Source organism: Corynebacterium sp. (genome assembly GCF_030530965.1).
Lineage (GTDB): Bacteria > Actinomycetota > Actinomycetes > Mycobacteriales > Mycobacteriaceae > Corynebacterium.
Window position 1 is genome coordinate 1 of sequence record NZ_JAUMTY010000008.1, and the last position, 16,302, is coordinate 16,302.

The following is a 16,302-nucleotide window of genomic DNA, read 5'->3' on the forward strand; positions in this document are numbered from 1 at the left end:
ACCAGAGGCGAAACCACCCGCTGCGCCCATTCCTTCGTTGGCTGGATCAAAGTCTGCGTTGAGACGAGAGAGACACGCGGCCCACTGGGTTAGTCCTTTCTCCAGGGCGTCTATTTCCTGGGGACCCGCACCTTTTTGAGGTGCATAAACGGCTGCCGCGCCATCTGATCCGAGGAGAGGGTTGGAGACATCCGTAGCGATGATGATGCGGACCTGATGTTCGCGGTGTGATCGGTGTGATTGGGCACTGTGCGGTTCAGAGTCGGAAGGCCGCAGGCGGAGAGAAGGTATGAGATCCGACGTATCAATCGCGTGCGCATGGCACAGGCCTTTACCTCCGGACGCAACGTCATTGCCGTCAGCGTCGAGAATGCGGGCGCCGAGTGCGCTAAGTGCTCCACTTCCGCCATCGGTGCAGGCAGAACCGCCAATCCCGCAGATAATAGTTGTTGCGCCGGCGTCCACCGCCGCGCGAATTAATTGCCCCGTACCGTAGCTGTCCGCTCGCAGGGACGCGTCTGGTCCCGGGGTGATCCATGCCAGCCCGCTGGCTTCCGCCATTTCAATAACGGCAATGGCGTCGTGGCTCTCGTCCCCGTCGTGGCCATCGGAGCGCTCGGTGAATTCATCCATTCGACGCGAGTGAGAACCACTGGAGTCGGAGGGCTTCATGAGGACCCAGCGTGCGTCGTGGTCGTCGCCAATTGGGCCGCGTACCCTCGTTACACGCAGGTCAGCATCATAATCGGCGTACGGATCGTCCCCACCACTACGACGGTGTCGGGACGATGACAGGGCGACCTCGATAAGGCCTTCGCCGCCGTCGGAAACGGGAATTGTCGCGCACTCGGCGCGCGGGAGGGCACGCTTCACCCCACGTTCCATAGCCTCCGCTGCCTCCGCGGCGGTGAGCGACCCCTTGAATTTGTCCGGGGCTATCAGTACGCGCATAAGAGCCGTCCCCTGTGTAAACCGGGTGCAACCGGGTATCGGGTGTTACCGAATGCTGCTGGTGAGGCTATGAATTCGAGTCAGGAACGGACTGAACCTGCTGTCCCTGGTCAAGCTGGGTCGAACCAGTAGAAACACTTGCGCTACCCGAGCTGGAGCTTTGGCTGCTACCTGTAGCGTCAGAGCTTCCCGCAGTCGAACCGCTGGAACTCGTTCCCGCACTTCCCGACGAACCCGACGAATTCGCATCGGAACCGTCACTACCAGGCGCTCCGCCACTGCCCAGGGCAACCATCGCATCAGATAGTGCCTTTTCCAGCTGCCCTAAGGTGGTTCCAGCGTTGTCACCCAAAAGCCCTTGGAGCTGGTCTTTCGGAAGCCCACCGTTCTGCGATACTTCGCTCACAGCCCGGACAAGCTGGTCAGCAAGCTGGCCGCCGAAGCCCTCTTCGCGGATCGTGTCCCACAGCTGAGACAGCGACACCGTTCCGGCCGCCACGCCCAACGTCGCCACCAGAACCGAATCCGGAATGGGGACGTTAAACGAATTGCCAATGGTCTTGAGAACCGGGTTTGAGCTGGTCTGCAGCTGATGCTGAATGTCGTTGGACACGCTTGCCGACGCCACATCAGCGTCCACGGCTGGCTTCACCGTGGTGGCCACGCCGCCAACCGGGGTGTCTTCCTTCATGCTCTTCGCCAGCGAGGCGAGCTCGGAGTCCGATCCGTCGTACTTGTTCAAGTCGACTTCGGTGTTAACGCCGTCGACGGACCCTGAACCGGAGTGCTGCCAGAATGTCACGTGGTTCCAGCCACCGGGGATGGTCGATGGCAGGGAATCCTCGTAGTACGCCAGCCACAGCGGCATGTCGGAGAACTCCGTGGTGTTCCCCATGTTGTTAATCCAGAAGCTGTAGTAGGTGTACATGATCGGTGTGCGGCCGGTCTGCTTCTCGACCTCGTCAACCCAGTCACGGACCCACTTTTGCAGCTGGGATGGGCTCAGACCGCCCGTTTCCTCCAGGTCCAAAGCTGGGGGTAGCGACGGCTGCGGCTGGTTGGCTAGTTCCTTCGTGTAGAACTGTGCCTCTTGGCGCGGATCTCCGCCGGGCCGGGCGTAGTGATACGAACCAATCGTCAGGCCAGCGGCCTTGGCCTTCTTCGAGTCAGATGAGAAGTACGGGTTGGTGTAACTCGTACCTTCCGTGGCCTTAATGAACGCGAACGACTGGTTGTCGTTGGCCACTGAATCCCAGTCGATCGCCTGCCCACCGAAGTGATTGTTGCTCGAGACGTCGATGCCGTTGAGGGCATCGGCTGGCGTAAACCCTGTCGCCGTGGACACGAGGGCGGCCGTCGTCAATAAAGAGCCTGTCATAAGGGCTGCGCCGGCGAATTTCCGGTGTTTCATCGTTTTCGGGAACGGGTTGAGCCCCGGGATGATTCGACGAAACCGGGTACGCGAACGTGCGGCGGAGGGCTTACGCAAGTCAGACATGGCCACACTCTAACTCATTAGACACATAAACAACAGGCGAAACACGCTACTCATACGATTACTTGCGCATCATCGCTTTCTCTACCTGGCACAGCGGGGGCTCGACCTGGCATAACAATTGCCGACGAAAGCACCGCCCCGCACAGAATGGCCGCCTTATTCCGCCTCATTGCGCAGCGGTCGTCGGCACTGATGGATATGCGGTGTCACGCACGGGAATCAGATCCCAGGCTTCTTTATGGCTAGGCAGAGGACGTTTCTTATCCCGCTTCGCCTTCGACCAGTTTTTAACCAGAATGACGATGGTCACAGCGAGCAGAGCAAGCCAGTCGACGATAACGGCGACGAGCTGGAGTGAACTTGGCCATTGGAAGTTCCACCATCCGTGGAACGCGATCGCGCCGAGCACGCTACCGATGCCCACCATCAACCGCCACACCATAGATTTGTTGGTCAGCATGAGGGCGCTGGCCATTCCGAAACCGGCCAGACCTGCGCACATGGGGTGTAATCCGAAGCCCAATCCGGTGCGGAGGATCCACATTTCGGTGGCACCTTGCACGTCTGAGGTGGCGTTATAGAGGGCTCCACCACCGCTGTACACGAAGTTTTCCATGACCTCGAACCCCATACCGACGGAAAGACCAGCCAGCAGTCCGTGCCACGGCCTATCCCACACGCGTCGCGCCATGAAGAGGATGACGAAAACGCCCAGTGCCTTGGCGAGTTCCTCCGGAATCGCGCCGGTTGCGGAGGCTTCGAACCGCCCCAAGCCCGCTTCCTTCAGAATGTCGGAGAACGCAAGCTCTGTGATCATGACCGTAGAGATGACCATGAATGCTCCCCAGTAGAGGCTCACGATCACCCAAATCAGGCTGCCTTTTCTCCAGATCGGCAGGAATCGCATGATGGCGAAGAACACGGTGAGGTAGATCACGGCCCCCACCACGCCTACTGCAACAGCGTCGGGTGTTTCCGCGAGAGTCATGGCAGACATGAGACCGCCAGCGATCAGGCACACCACCGCCAGAACGATGTACGTCCAGGTGAATACGTCTTTTCGCATTACGCCTCCCCCGTGTGTGGTAGATGTTCGTCGGACTCTCCGCGAGAGTCATTGTCACTGGTGGCCGACTTTGTCAGGGCCATGCGCACGGCATCGGTTTTCAGGCCACGCGCGGAAACAATTTTGCTCATTGTGTTAGCTAGGGCGTCGTCGTCGGTGCTGCTCACGGTGGCGATAATGGTTGTTGATTTATCGTCCTTCTTGGTGAAAGCCGCCGACACCACTTTCTTCGCGTCCGGTTTGGTGACGGATTCCTTCGGTTCCAGGGCCGTTACGCGCGCGTCCCATTCGCCATTGGATGCCTCCGTGGTGGGCAGGTCGCCGTTGATTTTGACGTGGGCGGTAGCCCTGATGCCACGACGGAACACGTGGTCGACATCATCGTTGCCTGTCATCGTGGCCGTGTCGATGTTGACGTTGCCGCACTTGTAGGTGGATCCGTACGGGTTATCGTCCGACTGGTCGTAGCATTCTCCCAGGTTAGGCCCGGTAAAGTTCGTACTGTCCTTCATGCCGACGGTGATGTCCCCACCGTGTTTGTCGCCGGGATAGTCACCGGGCGCGCCTTTATCGATAATGACCGGCGCGGCTAGTAGGCCTCCGACGACGATTAACGACGCTGCCCAAATAGCGGTTTTCTTGGACCCCTGCGGAAGGGGTTGATAACGGGATGCGTCGGCGTCGAGCTCCCGGGCCGTGTCAAGATCGCCGGCTGCGTCAGGATTTTGACCTCCCCCGACGCCTCCGTCGACGCTTGCGACGGTGCTGCTCGTGGGTGGCTGCCCCTCTTTCGGTGCGTCCCCCCACGGCGGTATGTCGTGTGTATTCTCGCCACTCATGACGAAGGACAATAGCAGCACAGCGGGACATCAGGGTGCCTGCGCACGTAGATTTTGTATGGAAAGCACCACAGAATGACGGGCGGTCGGTAGTATCTGGGTGGTGACCTGCCCATTTACCCGCTTCTTATAGCTAATAAAATTCTGTTTTGTAACCAAAATCACCTGGGCTGTGCAGCCCACACATCACCACAAGCGGATGCCGGCAACCCCAAAACGGCCCCGCTACCAACGATGGTTGCGTGACTGCATGTCCTACCCGCCCGCTATCATTCCTCACACATGAAAGGAAGGTCATAATCGTGAACAATCCCGAGCCCACCACACCATCAAACAACGAGCCATCAAACACCCATCACGCAGGCAAAACATCAATCCCTGACAACATTTCCGAGGCCCCAGCTACTCGCCCTTCTCCCAGCGACGATCTCTACCGCTACGTGTCCGGCCCGTGGCTATCGCACCACCCCATCCCCGACGATCGCCCCGTCGACGGCACCTTCCACACCCTCCGCGACCAGGCAGAAGAGGATGTCAACGCGATTATCAAAGACGCCGACCCCACCACACGGATCGGCGCGGGTTTCGCCAGCTTCATGGACGTCGACGGCGACAAGGGCGTCAACCAGGCCGGTTTTGCTCCGCTGAAGGACGATCTCGCACGTATCAACGTCGATAATCTTGAGGATTTTGCGCGGGCACTCGGCGCGTTAGACGTCGTCGGGATTGGTGGTTTGGCCGGTTATTACGTAGCTAAGGCATCGGATTCCCCCATCGACGCGGCCTATCTGAATCAAGGCGGGCTCACCCTTCCCGATGAGGCCTACTACCGCGAAGAGGCTCACCGCCCCATCGTCGACAAGCTCAAAGAGCACATTGCGACGATGTTCACGATGGCTCGCGATGCCACCAGCGGCCCGGAGTGGGAGGACTCTCCCCTGGTCCCGGCAGAATTCGACGACGCGTCGAATGAGAAGTTGGCGGAGACCATCATTGAGTTTGAGACGCGCCTCGCCAAGGGTCACTGGAATGTGGAGGACACTCGCGACGCGCTCAAGACCTATAACCCCACCGCCGTGGACGATTTGCCCACCGGTTTCCCGTGGAAATCATGGCTGGAAGCGACAGAATTGTCGACGGACACGATCGTGGTTAGCGAACCGAGCTATCTGGAGCATGTGGCGACGCTGGTACAGGAAACGGATCTGTCCGTGCTGAAGCTGTGGGGCGGGTGGCAGATCTTGACGCAGCGTGCGTCGTTGCTGGCCGAGGACGTGAGCCGCGAGTCGTTTAACTTCTACGGTCGCGTGTTGTCGGGCTCGACCGAACAGCGTGCCCGGTGGAAGCGCGCGGTGTCCTTCCTCGATGGCTCCATTTCCGACGACATCGGCCGGGAGTTTGTCGCGCGCCATTTCCCGCCAGAGCACAAGCAGAAGATGCTGTCCCTGGTGGATTACCTGCTGAAGGCGTACCGCCAGCGGATTAGCAGCCTCGATTGGATGACGCCGGATACGCGGGATCGTGCGCTGGAGAAGCTCGGGACTTTCCGCGCGAAAATTGCCTACCCGGATCAGTGGAAAACCTACGACAAACTGGAGTTTTCCCCTCATGGCGAGGATCTAGTGGCTAACTCCCGACGCGCGGCGGCGTGGCGCCACCGGTATGAGATCGCCAAGGTGGGGAACCCGACGGACCGGTCCGAGTGGGTGGCCCCGGCCCAAATGGTCAACGCTTTCTATAACCCGGTGGTCAATGACATCACGTTCCCTGCTGCGATCCTTCGCCCGCCGTTCTTCAACCCCGACGCGGACATGGCCCAGAACTTCGGCGGTATCGGCGCGGTCATCGGCCATGAGATTGGCCACGGTTTCGACGATCAAGGCTCGCAGTTCGATGGCGAGGGCAATTTGAACTCGTGGTGGACGTCGGAAGATCGCGAAGCCTTTGAAAAGCTGACGGGGAAGTTGGTGAATCAGTTCAATCCGCTTATCCCGAAGGGTCTTGAGCAGCGCGGACTGACTGCCCAGCACGTCAATGGTCGTTTCACCCTCGGCGAGAACATCGGCGACCTCGGTGGCCTGGGCATTGCTGTGGTGGCCTACCGCCTGTACCTCGAGGACCAGGGGCTCACGCCCGAAACGTCCCCGGAGATGCCCTTCCTTCTTACCGACGGCACCGCCCTGGCACCCCTGGGTAAGGAGTCGGAGGCGGACACCGGCATGAACTACGACGACGCCCCCACCTTCACGGCCATGCAGCGACTCTTCCTGGCCTGGGCAAACGTGTGGCGCACCGCAATCCGCCCGCAACTGAGTGCGCAGTACTTGGCGATCGATCCCCACTCGCCCTCTGAGTTCCGGTGTAATGTCATCGCCCGAAATATCGACGAATTTGCTGAGGCCTTCGACGTCCACCCGGGCGATGGAATGTGGCTGGACCCGAAGGACCGCGTCCAGATTTGGTAGCCGTCTGTGGTGGCGTACCGCTGTGAGCTCAACGGTTGTCCGGCTCAACGGTTGTCGATGGCGAGTGAAGAAATAATGAGGTGACGGATGGGGAACGCCTTAACGCGTCTTCGGCAGCTGTATTCACGCTTCGGCCCAGCCCTCATCGGCCAGGCACTGAACTTCGTGGCCATGGTGGTGCCGGTGGTGGCCAAGCAGCCGGGAATGGTGGCGTACATGCTGTTTCCGGTGTCCCTGGGCATGATCGTGTCCCGCACGATGACGTTGAGTTACCACAGTGTGTATCTCCGCCTTCCCGACGACCGACTGTCATTTTCGACGGCTGCCTCGGGCTTTATGGCGATGGTGGGCACAGTCGCGCTGGGTGTTGTCGGCGTTGCGCTGATGTGGCTCCATCCTGCGTGGTCGGCGCGGGTGCTGTGGGCGATGCTCGCAACGGTGGCGATCACTGTGTACAACATGTACGTGGCGATCACGATCCGCGAAGACCGGATGGACGTGTATTCGCGGGTTCGTTTTCTCTACGGCGTGGTGAACATTGTGGCGACCTGCGTGGTTGTATTCCTCGTCCCCGTCCGTGAGGGCCTCATTTACGTTGCCGCGCTGAACTACGTGGTGGGCGCGGTGTTGTTGGCCCGGGCTACGAACCAGCAGGTGGGGGCAGCGATTAAGCGGGAGTGGTCGTCATTGGTGGCGTTCCCGTCGGTATTCGCGTCACCCTTGCGGTCCTACATCCGGGAACACAAAGAAGCGACAACAGGCACATTTTTCGGCGATATCGGCTTCCAAATCCAAGGAATGGTCACGCCGGTCCTGGGTTCCTACGCGAACGCATGGGCAATTGTTGTCCGTCTCTACGGTGGGTTCTTGACGCTGGCACAGCAGGTTGTCTCCCCCAGCTTTGAGGCTCCCGCGTCGAAAGCGATCCGCAACAACGATCCCGACGGTTACCGCGTGCAATTGCGCATTGCGACGATCGTGGCCGTGGTACTCGGTGTGGGGACGGCTTTGGTCCAGTATGCGGCCATTGTGTGGAATGATCGCGCGTACCTGGGGGCGGACTATCTTCCGCTGTTTGTTGCGCTCTCCCTGTACGCGACGACGGGCATGGTCTCCGCGATGCTCTCGAAGTACCCGGTTATCGTGGGCAAACAGCGAGGATACATGGTGTGGAGCGGTGCCCGCGCCGTGTTATTCATGCTGGTCCCGCTCGTTTTCCATGGTGGGCCGGTCGTGTACCTGTTCTGCGCGATTATGACGGTGAGCATTGTCGCGGTGCCATACTTGTGTTCTCCAGTGTCGACGCAGGGACGGCACGCTCAGGTCTGACGGGGAGCGTACCGGGTGCGTGTGCAGGCTGAGCGCGTACCGCGTCGGTGCTATACCCGCGTATATCCTGCGTCTTTCACGACGCGATCCAGCGCCTCTACCCCGGCGCGATGCACTTTCTGGGACACGAATCCGGAAATGATGACGCGATACGTGCGGCCTTCTTCGAAACTCCCGACCAGTAAGGTCCCGAGCCCCTGTGTTCCGACGGCGATTTCTTGGGGTTCATCGGGGGCCAAACGGTTATAGGTCCACATGGTGGTGACCGACGATGGGCTGGTGGCGGATCGAATAGCCATCGGGGGAAGAGGAACCGTGCGCGGCAGCTGAAGGATTTGTTTCACTAATTGCGGCGCGGCACTCAGAGCTGCGCGCGTGACCGCGAACGGCGATTTCAAGCGTTCTTTCGTCGCGGCAATGTCGGTAGCGCGTGAACCCCCAACAGTAATCCGCGATCTCACAAGGAGATTCCCGCCGCGGTGAGCCAGGATTTTACTGTTGCGACGCAGCCCAACGATGAGCCAAAACTCGTTGGGGTCGAGATAACCGTCGCCTTCATCAAGCTGGCTGTTGAGCTCATTCCACCAATCCCACGCCAAGGGAATGGCCCGCGGTTTGTTTCCTTCTTGACCTTCCCATGTGTACGTCAAGGTGGTGGTAAGTAACTCCGTCGGAGCCGTGTCCACCGGCTGCCGGTTCATGGCCTGTTGGTCATCGTGATTATCCGACGACGCTTTTTCAGCGCTCAGAACATCTTTTACGCTGCGCAACGTTGCTCGCGGCCGTCTGATCAGCGTTTCCACCCACGCACCGAATTGCATGAGGAAGGTGGCGTCGCTACGGGTAAGTTTTCGCGGTGCCACCGTGGGCGTGCCGTTCACTGGTTGCCCATGACCGTCGTCGGCAAAACGCCCACACGGCCATATAGATCCCACATATGCGTACACGCTCCCTAGCCGATCCCGCATCGTGGGCCCGTCACCCCACATGTGGTGGATAGCGAACCCCCGCCACACTCCGAGTTGATACACGAAGATCTGCGTCAGCGGCCGCTCGTCCTTGGTGGCGAGGTCACGGCACATCAACGTAATGAGGCGAGCAGGGGCGGCTGGGTCATCGGAAGCAGCCGGTTGCGTTGCAGAATCCTCCAGGTTCACAAAGTGGACGTCGGTTCCCGGGAAACCTTCCGTGATCATGTCGGTAATCACACGGCGGTGGCGTTGGCATTGTGCGTCGTCGTCGCCAAATAATGGGGCGCGCCCGTCGGTGGGGATCGTGCGCAGGGACCATGTTCCGTCCCACCGCCAATCTTGGAAAAGGCTCACGAGGCGGCGGCGAAGTGTCGTTCTATCTCGGGGAATGGTCATATTATCCGTTTCCTTCGTTCAGCACCCTGCGGTCCGGCACCGGGCTCAACGTATGCAACTAATTTATGCGCCTGCAGTGGCTGCCCGTGACAGTGACTGCTGTGCGTTGTCCTCTCTATCTTTCCTGCCGGCTTTTTTATTGTCGACGCTGGACTCAGGCATCTTCCCTAACCATCTCCCCTAGACTGGGAGCCACTGTTTGAAAGATAACCGTAGGCTCCGCATTCCGAGAGCTATTCGCCCGCGTTTCCCCAGCTATATCCCCCAGTTTCCCGAGGTCGGCCCGCATGAACACAACTCCACATTCCCCAGGCGGCTCTCCGCGCTCCGAGGGAGACAATGCTTCACCGGCCACCCCGGCGCGGGGTAGCTCGTCGTTAGGAAAGAACGGTACATCGCCCCGAACCGGAAAGCTCGTCGCTCTCAGCGTGATCATTATTGCGGTCTGGCTGGGCATCGCCGCTTTCGGCGGGCCACAATTCGGCAATCTCAGCAATGTTGCAACTAACGATCAGTCGTCATTTCTGCCGCAATCGTCGGAATCTGCGCAGGTCCAACAGAAGATCAAGGAGTTCGGGGATCAAGATCGGCTCCCGGCGATCGTTGTTGTTGAGCAGTCTGACGAAAAGCCCTTGGATATCTCGGCGCTGGGTCCGGTTACTCAACAACTTCGCGATGCTGCGGGAGGAGACGACTCCGCGAGCCCATTCATTCCATCCGACGACAAAACCGCAGCTCAAATGGTTGTTCTGCTTCCGTCTGACAGCAACCCGACGGATGCGGTGGAAGACCTCACATCGACTTTGAAGTCCGATCTCCCCTCCGACGTCAAAGGGTGGGTAACGGGCCCGGCTGGCTTTACGGCTGATTTATCGGACGCTTTCAGCGGCATCGACGGGCTGCTTCTGCTCGTGACGGTGGCCGCCGTGTTGGTCATTTTGGTGGCCGTGTACCGGTCCCCCTTCCTCCCGTTCCTTGTCCTGCTCGGGTCCATGATCGCCCTCGCGGCCGCGGTCGGGGTTAACGTTGCACTGGCCTCGTCGGGGATCGTCATGATTAATGGCCAGATCCAGGGGATTCTCTTCATTTTGGTCATCGGCGCGGCGACGGATTACGGCCTTTTATACACGGCCCGTTACAGGGAGGAATTACGCAAGCTCCCGCCTTCGGATACGCGCCTCGGGTCGGCATGGCAGGCGACGCGCGCTGCGTGGCTGGGTTCGTGGCGCCCGATTCTTGCCTCGGCGGGAACCGTGTCGGCCGGTTTGCTGTGCTTGCTGTTCTCTGACTTGGCCTCGAACTCTGGTTTGGGCCCGGTCGCGGCGGTGGGAATCGGCTGCGCCATGATCGTGTCATTGACGTTCCTACCTGCTGTTTTATTCCTTACGGGCAGCCGTGTGTTCTGGCCTCGCGTGCCGACGCCGTCCGAGGGTGACGCTGACGCTGCGTCCCCAGTGTGGTCGTGGGTGGCGAGAACTGTGTCGCGCCGCCCGTGGCAGTTGGCGGTGGGAGTGTCGGTCGTGTTGGCCGCTGGCTGTGTAGGGGTGACGACGCTCCACGCGGATGGTGTTCCCCAAAGTGAGTTCGTGCTGGGCGACAGCCAGGCACGCAATGGCCAGGCTGTGCTGAATGAACACTTCCCGGGAGGCTCGGGCTCCCCGGCGTACGTCGTGGTTCCCGAAGAAAAGATGCCGTCTGCAGCGCGCGTTATGCAGGGAACAACGGGGGTTGAATCGGTATCAGTATCGAGTAAGGATTCGCCGTCGGGCTCGCTCCCTCTTTCCCCCGACGGGACAGTGCAGTCGGGAACAGGAGATTCCGACGCGGGTTCAGGCGAAAATCCTCGGCCTGGCCAGCCCGGTTCCCCCACCGTCGTTGATGGCGACGTCTTGCTGTCGGCCACGTTAACGTCGCCGGTGTATTCGGATGACGCACAACACACGATCACGACATTGCGTCACGAATTGAAAGGCATGAACGCCGAGGTCGGTGGCACTACCGCAATCAACGTCGATACCAATGCGACGTCGGTACATGATCGGAAAGTGATTGTTCCAATTGTTCTGGCGTTGATCACTATTTTGCTCGCTGCGTTGTTGCGCTCGCTGCTCGCACCGCTGGTCCTGGTGCTATGCACGGTGCTGAGTTATGGCGCAGCGCTGGGTGTGGCGTCGTTGCTGTTCACGGCCGTGGGTTTGGATCGTGCGGATCCGACGGTGCCACTGTACGGATTCATTTTCTTAGTGGCGCTAGCTATTGACTACACGATTTTCTTGATGACGCGCGTCCGCGAGGAAGCTCCCGCCGCCGGCACCCGCGAGGGTATGCGTCGTTCGCTCGTCTCCACGGGCGGGGTGATTACCAGTGCCGGGCTTGTGCTGGCGGCCACATTTGCCGCGCTCTTCGTGATCCCGATTCAGTTCCTGGTGCAGCTGGCGATCATCATTTCGTTGGGCGTGCTTATCGACACGTTTATCGTGCGGACGTTCTTGGTGCCGTCGATCGTCGAATTAATTGGCCGACGGGTGTGGTGGCCGTCCCGCCTGTCCCGGAAGTCAGGCAGCACGACCACGGACACGTCGGCCTAATGCACGTTCCCGATTCCGGCGCTGGGGCATTCCTACGTTGAGCCCCTCCAGCGCCGGCCTATCGATGCACCGCGCTATTTCTGCACCGGGTCACGACGACCAAGCCGCACCTTCTTGACTTCGCGACCATTCTCAACGTCGCTGTCTTTGAAGCCGAAGAAGTACGTGAGCACAAACGAGACGACCAGCGACGTCACCGAGGCTATGAGGTAACCCCAGAAGTTCGCGCCGATGCCCACTCCCGGCGGGAGGAACGACGGGAAACCAACAAGCGCGCCGGTGAATGCGTACATGGTGACGTGGAACATGCCAGTCAGAATTCCGCCCGCTGCACCACCGATTGAAGCCATGATGAACACGCGGCCGTATTTCAGGTTGATACCGTACATGGCCGGCTCGGTAATTCCGCAGAACGCGGAGATCGCTGCCGGACCTGCAAGCTCTTTGATCTTGAGGAGTTTGGTCTTCAGGAAGATGGCGAGCACTGCACCACCCTGGGCGACCATGGTCGCGGAAATGATCGCGTTGATCGGGGAATCCCCACCGGGGCCGGACACTTGGTCTGTCACGATCGGGATAACAGCCCAGTGCAGACCGAAAATGACGAGGCACTGGTAAAAACCACCGATGATGAGACCAGAAATCGTGGGCGAGAGGTGGTAGATCCACATCAGAGTCGACGCAATGCCTTCCGAGACAAACATGACGGCTGGGCCAAGAATCAACATGATGGCCAGCGATACGATAACGACTTCACACAGTGGGACGAAGATCATGCGCAGCACAGTCGGAATGACCTTCTTCAGCCACGGCTCCACGACGGAGGCCAGCCACGCGGCGACGATCATCGGGAAAATAGAGTTCGTGTACGTCGCCATATGGAAAGGCAGACCGAAGAATTCGGCATTCAGCGACATGCCGAGCAGAGATTTATCCCCTGGTTTTGAGGCTATGTCCACCAACGAGGGATACGCCAAAACACCGCCAATGATCGAGACGATGATGGGGTCTGATCCGAGTCTTCGAGCGGCGGTAAAACCGACGAAGATGGGCAGGAAGTAGAAGACAGAGTCGCCCATGGCATCAATGATGATGTAGGTCTGGGTGCTTTTATCTACCCATCCTGCCTGCACTAATAGCTCAAGGATGCCCTTCAAAATACCGGCCGCGGCCAACAGACCGATGACGGGAATCATGGACCCCGTGATCACGCCGATCAGCGAACTGAACCCCAGCTTGGCCCAGCCCCAAAGGGTGGTGGGACGTTCTTTAGGTTCGGCATCCGCTGCATCTGTCGTTTCGACGTCCCCGAGCTGCTTGGTCACAGCATCGTAAACATCTTCGACGGCAGGGCCGATAACGACTTGGTACTGGCCACCTGCTTTAACGACGTCGATCACGCCATCGGTGTCACGGACAGCGTCATCGTTCGCTTTGGATTCGTCTTTGAGGTAGAAGCGCACGCGTGTGATGCAGTGCGTCAGCGAACTGATGTTCTCTTTGCCACCAATGTTGTTGATGACGTCCCATGCGGTGGCGTCGTAGCCGGTCAGATCGGCCGGGCGTTCGGCGGCAGCGTTCCCCTGGTCAGCATTGCCTTGACCTGCGTCGGCAGCGTCACCTTGCCCAGCGTCGGCACCCTCGCCGGAAGCTGCGGGCACGGACGCCGGTGTGGAACCCGCTGCAGCTCCCGAGGCTGCACCGGAAGCACTACTCCCTTCCGCGTTGCTCGTCGTCGATTTCTCGGAGGACTCGGCGGACTTGGGCTTTTTCAGGGTGGCAGCAGCAACGGGGTCACCCGACGTGACGGCCTTATGTGTGACTTTGAGGTCGTCGAGCTTCTTCGCCGTGTTGGTGATCGCGACGATGACGGTGGTGTCTTTACCCGCCGATTTAATGACGTCGACGTCCATGATGCCGACTTTGTCCCCGGCGTGGAGCTGGTCGCCTCGGGAGATCGTCATGTCGAAGGGTTCACCTTTGAGCTCGACGGTGTCGATCCCTAGGTGGACCAGGACTTCAAGCCCGTTTTCGGTTTTGAGCGCGAATGCGTGGCCGGTTTTGGCGACCATCATGACTTTCCCCGATACGGGCGCTAGGATCTTCCCGCTCTTCGGCTTGGAAATTCCTAGTCCGTCTCCGACGACTTTTTCGGAGAACATGGGATCGGGGACGTCTTCAATGGGAATGACTCGTCCGGACACGGGAGCAACGATTTCAACGACATTGTCTTTCCCCGTCGCGCTTTTGTGCGGCACGGTCTGCGATGTCGTGACGTCCTCGGAGGGGCGCTCGGAAGGAGTATCTGTCATGTGTCTACTTCCTGAATAAGTGAGCCTTCTTAGACTTGTCTCTGCCAGCTTACCCATAGACAACGTGGCACTATGACCTCGCATCCGGTCTTGGGACGGAGACGGTGCGGACTCGGTTCAGCATCGGTGCTGCATCGATCGCGCGAGCACGGTGAGGTAAGCACAACAATGTGCCGTTGTCACGCACTCTGGCGGTGCCCATCAGCGCGCATTAGCACCCTCGTTGGACAAGTACTTTCGCGACGCCCCCGGTTTGGTATGCCCACTCCCATATTGTGTCTTTCCAGCTCAGAGGGGTTTTATGATACCCGACGTTAAGATCGCCGTTGTAGCATCGTCCGATGATCATCCGGGCGCGGGCGACGTGATATTTTCCGGTCGCGTACACCATGATGTGTGACCACCCGTGCTCCTCGGCGAGCTGTTCGATGGCCTGCGCTTCGCCCCGCGTCGTACTCGGGTCGGGGTGAATGCAGTACACAGCGGCGCCAGGTTCGGGCGCACAGATCCGCGCGCCGAGGTCAGGTTTTTCAGTGTAGGGGTCTGAAATAACGAGGTTCGTGGTGTAGTTGTGCGCTAGATTTCGTGTTGTTTCATAAGTATCGACGCCACCGTGGGGGCCGCCGAGTTGCACAATAGCGTCGACGTGGGCGGGCTGTTTATCGACGTGGGGGAACCATAAAAAGCGCGATGCGAAAACGCACCATGCGACGACGACGATCGCGGCAATCACCGCGAAAGCGCGGCGTACGGGGTGGTGCCGTCGTATGTGAGAGCGGTGAGACGGGCGCATTCAACCTCGGCTTGGTGTTTGGGGCGGGCGTGAAACAACGGGCGTAAAACTAGACATCCTGGCCATTAATAATGGCCTTGACCAGTGCTTTAACGTTATCGCGAACTTCACGGCTGATGCGCATGAAGTCGTCGTCGTTCTCTGCCACAGGGTCTGGGATGTCTGGGCCGTGGGCGTCGAGTATCTCTTTGCCGGCGCGGGTAGCACGAAGGTGCGCGATGTCGTCGGGGAAGCGGACTGAATCGATCGCCGACCAGGCTGCGAGTTGCCTCAGTGTTGCTGCTTTCTTGAGGAGGGCGGGTGCGATGCGGAGTGCGTGTTCGACGTGGGCGATTTCCATACCGACGACGATGTCCGCGCCCGCGAGGGCTGCCCTGTTGAGGCGCGTTGAGGAGAAGCCGTCGGCGTTAATGCCCTCTTCGGCGAGGAAGCGTAACGCCCGGGGATCCATGGGCGTTCCGCGGTGCGCGTGTGTTCCCGCGCTGGCGAATTCGAGTTCCGGTAAGGGTGAATCAGCTGGTTGCGGGCCCTTTGTCTTCGCCTGGGCGGCGAGTTCATTGGCAAACGAACGCGCGACATATTCGGCCACGGGCGACCGGCATTGGTTACCGGTGCAGACGAAGACGATCTTCATAGGCCTCTACCCTAGTCAGTCGTCCTTCCCGTCGCCCTTTTTAGCTTCCTCGGTGTCTTCGTTCTCAGCGACGGAGTCCTCGTCAGAGTCTGTGGACGTTGTGTCTTCGACGGTGTCGCTCCCGTTGGCTTCGGCCTCTGCGGTGTCCTCACTCGTATCAGCCTGGACGGTCTCGTCGGCAGCATCCTCATCAACGTCGGCACTCGTCGCATCCTCGTCGGCACTCGTCGAATCCCCAACAGCGTCGTCCTCGGAGGTATTACTCTCGTCGACATCCTGCTGCTCATCGACGTCGGCCTTGTTCAGACCGGCATCATCCTGCCCAGACTCATCCTTTTCAGTCTTCTCTTCATCACCGACGCTGGTCGTCGAACTCCCGCTCGCCACCGAAGATGCAGGAGCCGCAGCCACAGCCGCAGCCTTATGTTCGCTTTCCGATTCGTACCTGGAGTAGGACCCC

Annotated in this window: 11 protein-coding genes and 1 pseudogene; 3 read left to right on the top strand and 9 right to left on the bottom strand. The window is 59.6% G+C overall.

The genetic code is table 11. The features are described 5' to 3' along the window. The 4 genes from Q3981_RS02865 to Q3981_RS02880 all read right to left on the bottom strand — a co-directional run. On the bottom strand, nucleotides 1-951 hold a 951-nt coding region (locus Q3981_RS02865; protein ID WP_303123723.1), incomplete at its 3' end, for a glycerate kinase. A 67-nt stretch (nucleotides 952-1,018) separates the two neighbouring features. After that, nucleotides 1,019-2,449 carry a glycoside hydrolase family 25 protein gene (locus Q3981_RS02870; RefSeq protein ID WP_303123725.1) on the bottom strand — a complete coding sequence of 477 codons (1,431 nt, stop codon included), beginning with the start codon at nucleotides 2,447-2,449 and terminating at the stop codon, nucleotides 1,019-1,021. 166 nt (nucleotides 2,450-2,615) lie between these two features. Then, nucleotides 2,616-3,515, bottom strand: a complete 900-nt coding sequence (locus Q3981_RS02875) for a PrsW family intramembrane metalloprotease (RefSeq protein WP_303123727.1) — start codon at nucleotides 3,513-3,515, stop codon at nucleotides 2,616-2,618. Next, a complete protein-coding gene (locus Q3981_RS02880) occupies nucleotides 3,515-4,354 on the bottom strand; it encodes a hypothetical protein (RefSeq protein ID WP_303123729.1) in 840 nt (279 codons plus the stop codon). The genes Q3981_RS02875 and Q3981_RS02880 overlap by 1 nt, the downstream gene beginning before the upstream one ends. Nucleotides 4,355-4,656: 302 nt before the next feature. Between Q3981_RS02880 and Q3981_RS02885 the strand changes: the two genes are divergently transcribed. Together Q3981_RS02885 and Q3981_RS02890 are read left to right on the top strand one after the other, a co-directional pair. Beyond that, nucleotides 4,657-6,819 carry a M13 family metallopeptidase gene (locus Q3981_RS02885; RefSeq protein ID WP_303123731.1) on the top strand — a complete coding sequence of 721 codons (2,163 nt, stop codon included), beginning with the start codon at nucleotides 4,657-4,659 and terminating at the stop codon, nucleotides 6,817-6,819. 87 nt (nucleotides 6,820-6,906) lie between these two features. Continuing rightward, nucleotides 6,907-8,148 carry a hypothetical protein gene (locus tag Q3981_RS02890; protein WP_303123733.1) on the top strand — a complete coding sequence of 414 codons (1,242 nt, stop codon included), beginning with the start codon at nucleotides 6,907-6,909 and terminating at the stop codon, nucleotides 8,146-8,148. Between the two features lie 50 nt (nucleotides 8,149-8,198). On the opposite strand, the gene Q3981_RS02895 is transcribed toward Q3981_RS02890, so the two are convergent. Then, a complete protein-coding gene (locus tag Q3981_RS02895) occupies nucleotides 8,199-9,515 on the bottom strand; it encodes a hypothetical protein (protein ID WP_303123736.1) in 1,317 nt (438 codons plus the stop codon). Between the two features lie 287 nt (nucleotides 9,516-9,802). Here Q3981_RS02895 and Q3981_RS02900 point away from each other — a divergent pair, with 287 nt between their 5' ends. Next, nucleotides 9,803-12,103, top strand: coding sequence for an MMPL family transporter (locus Q3981_RS02900; protein ID WP_303123738.1), 2,301 nt, complete (start codon nucleotides 9,803-9,805; stop codon nucleotides 12,101-12,103). A gap of 74 nt (nucleotides 12,104-12,177) precedes the next feature. Here Q3981_RS02900 and Q3981_RS02905 read toward each other — a convergent pair whose 3' ends face one another. The 4 genes and pseudogenes from Q3981_RS02905 to Q3981_RS02920 form a co-directional block, all read right to left on the bottom strand. Then, entirely contained in the window at nucleotides 12,178-14,415 is a 2,238-nt protein-coding gene (locus Q3981_RS02905; protein ID WP_303123740.1) for a glucose PTS transporter subunit IIA, read from the bottom strand. 211 nt (nucleotides 14,416-14,626) lie between these two features. Then, nucleotides 14,627-15,208: a hypothetical protein gene (locus tag Q3981_RS02910; RefSeq protein ID WP_303123742.1), complete on the bottom strand. Its 582-nt coding sequence runs from the start codon at nucleotides 15,206-15,208 to the stop codon at nucleotides 14,627-14,629. A gap of 49 nt (nucleotides 15,209-15,257) precedes the next feature. Continuing rightward, nucleotides 15,258-15,842 (bottom strand): low molecular weight phosphatase family protein, encoded by a 585-nt coding sequence (locus Q3981_RS02915; protein WP_303123744.1) that lies wholly within the window; start codon nucleotides 15,840-15,842, stop codon nucleotides 15,258-15,260. Between the two features lie 15 nt (nucleotides 15,843-15,857). Then, nucleotides 15,858-16,302, bottom strand: a pseudogene (locus tag Q3981_RS02920) (hypothetical protein); the annotation flags it as partial.

Coding starts and splice junctions, on each gene's coding strand:
- Q3981_RS02870 (WP_303123725.1), bottom strand. CDS start 2,449: ATGTCTGACTTGCGTAAGCCCTCCGCCGCACGTTCGCGTACCCGGTTT.
- Q3981_RS02875 (WP_303123727.1), bottom strand. CDS start 3,515: ATGCGAAAAGACGTATTCACCTGGACGTACATCGTTCTGGCGGTGGTG.
- Q3981_RS02880 (WP_303123729.1), bottom strand. CDS start 4,354: ATGAGTGGCGAGAATACACACGACATACCGCCGTGGGGGGACGCACCG.
- Q3981_RS02890 (WP_303123733.1), top strand. CDS start 6,907: ATGGGGAACGCCTTAACGCGTCTTCGGCAGCTGTATTCACGCTTCGGC.
- Q3981_RS02895 (WP_303123736.1), bottom strand. CDS start 9,515: ATGACCATTCCCCGAGATAGAACGACACTTCGCCGCCGCCTCGTGAGC.
- Q3981_RS02900 (WP_303123738.1), top strand. CDS start 9,803: ATGAACACAACTCCACATTCCCCAGGCGGCTCTCCGCGCTCCGAGGGA.
- Q3981_RS02905 (WP_303123740.1), bottom strand. CDS start 14,415: ATGACAGATACTCCTTCCGAGCGCCCCTCCGAGGACGTCACGACATCG.
- Q3981_RS02910 (WP_303123742.1), bottom strand. CDS start 15,208: ATGCGCCCGTCTCACCGCTCTCACATACGACGGCACCACCCCGTACGC.
- Q3981_RS02915 (WP_303123744.1), bottom strand. CDS start 15,842: ATGAAGATCGTCTTCGTCTGCACCGGTAACCAATGCCGGTCGCCCGTG.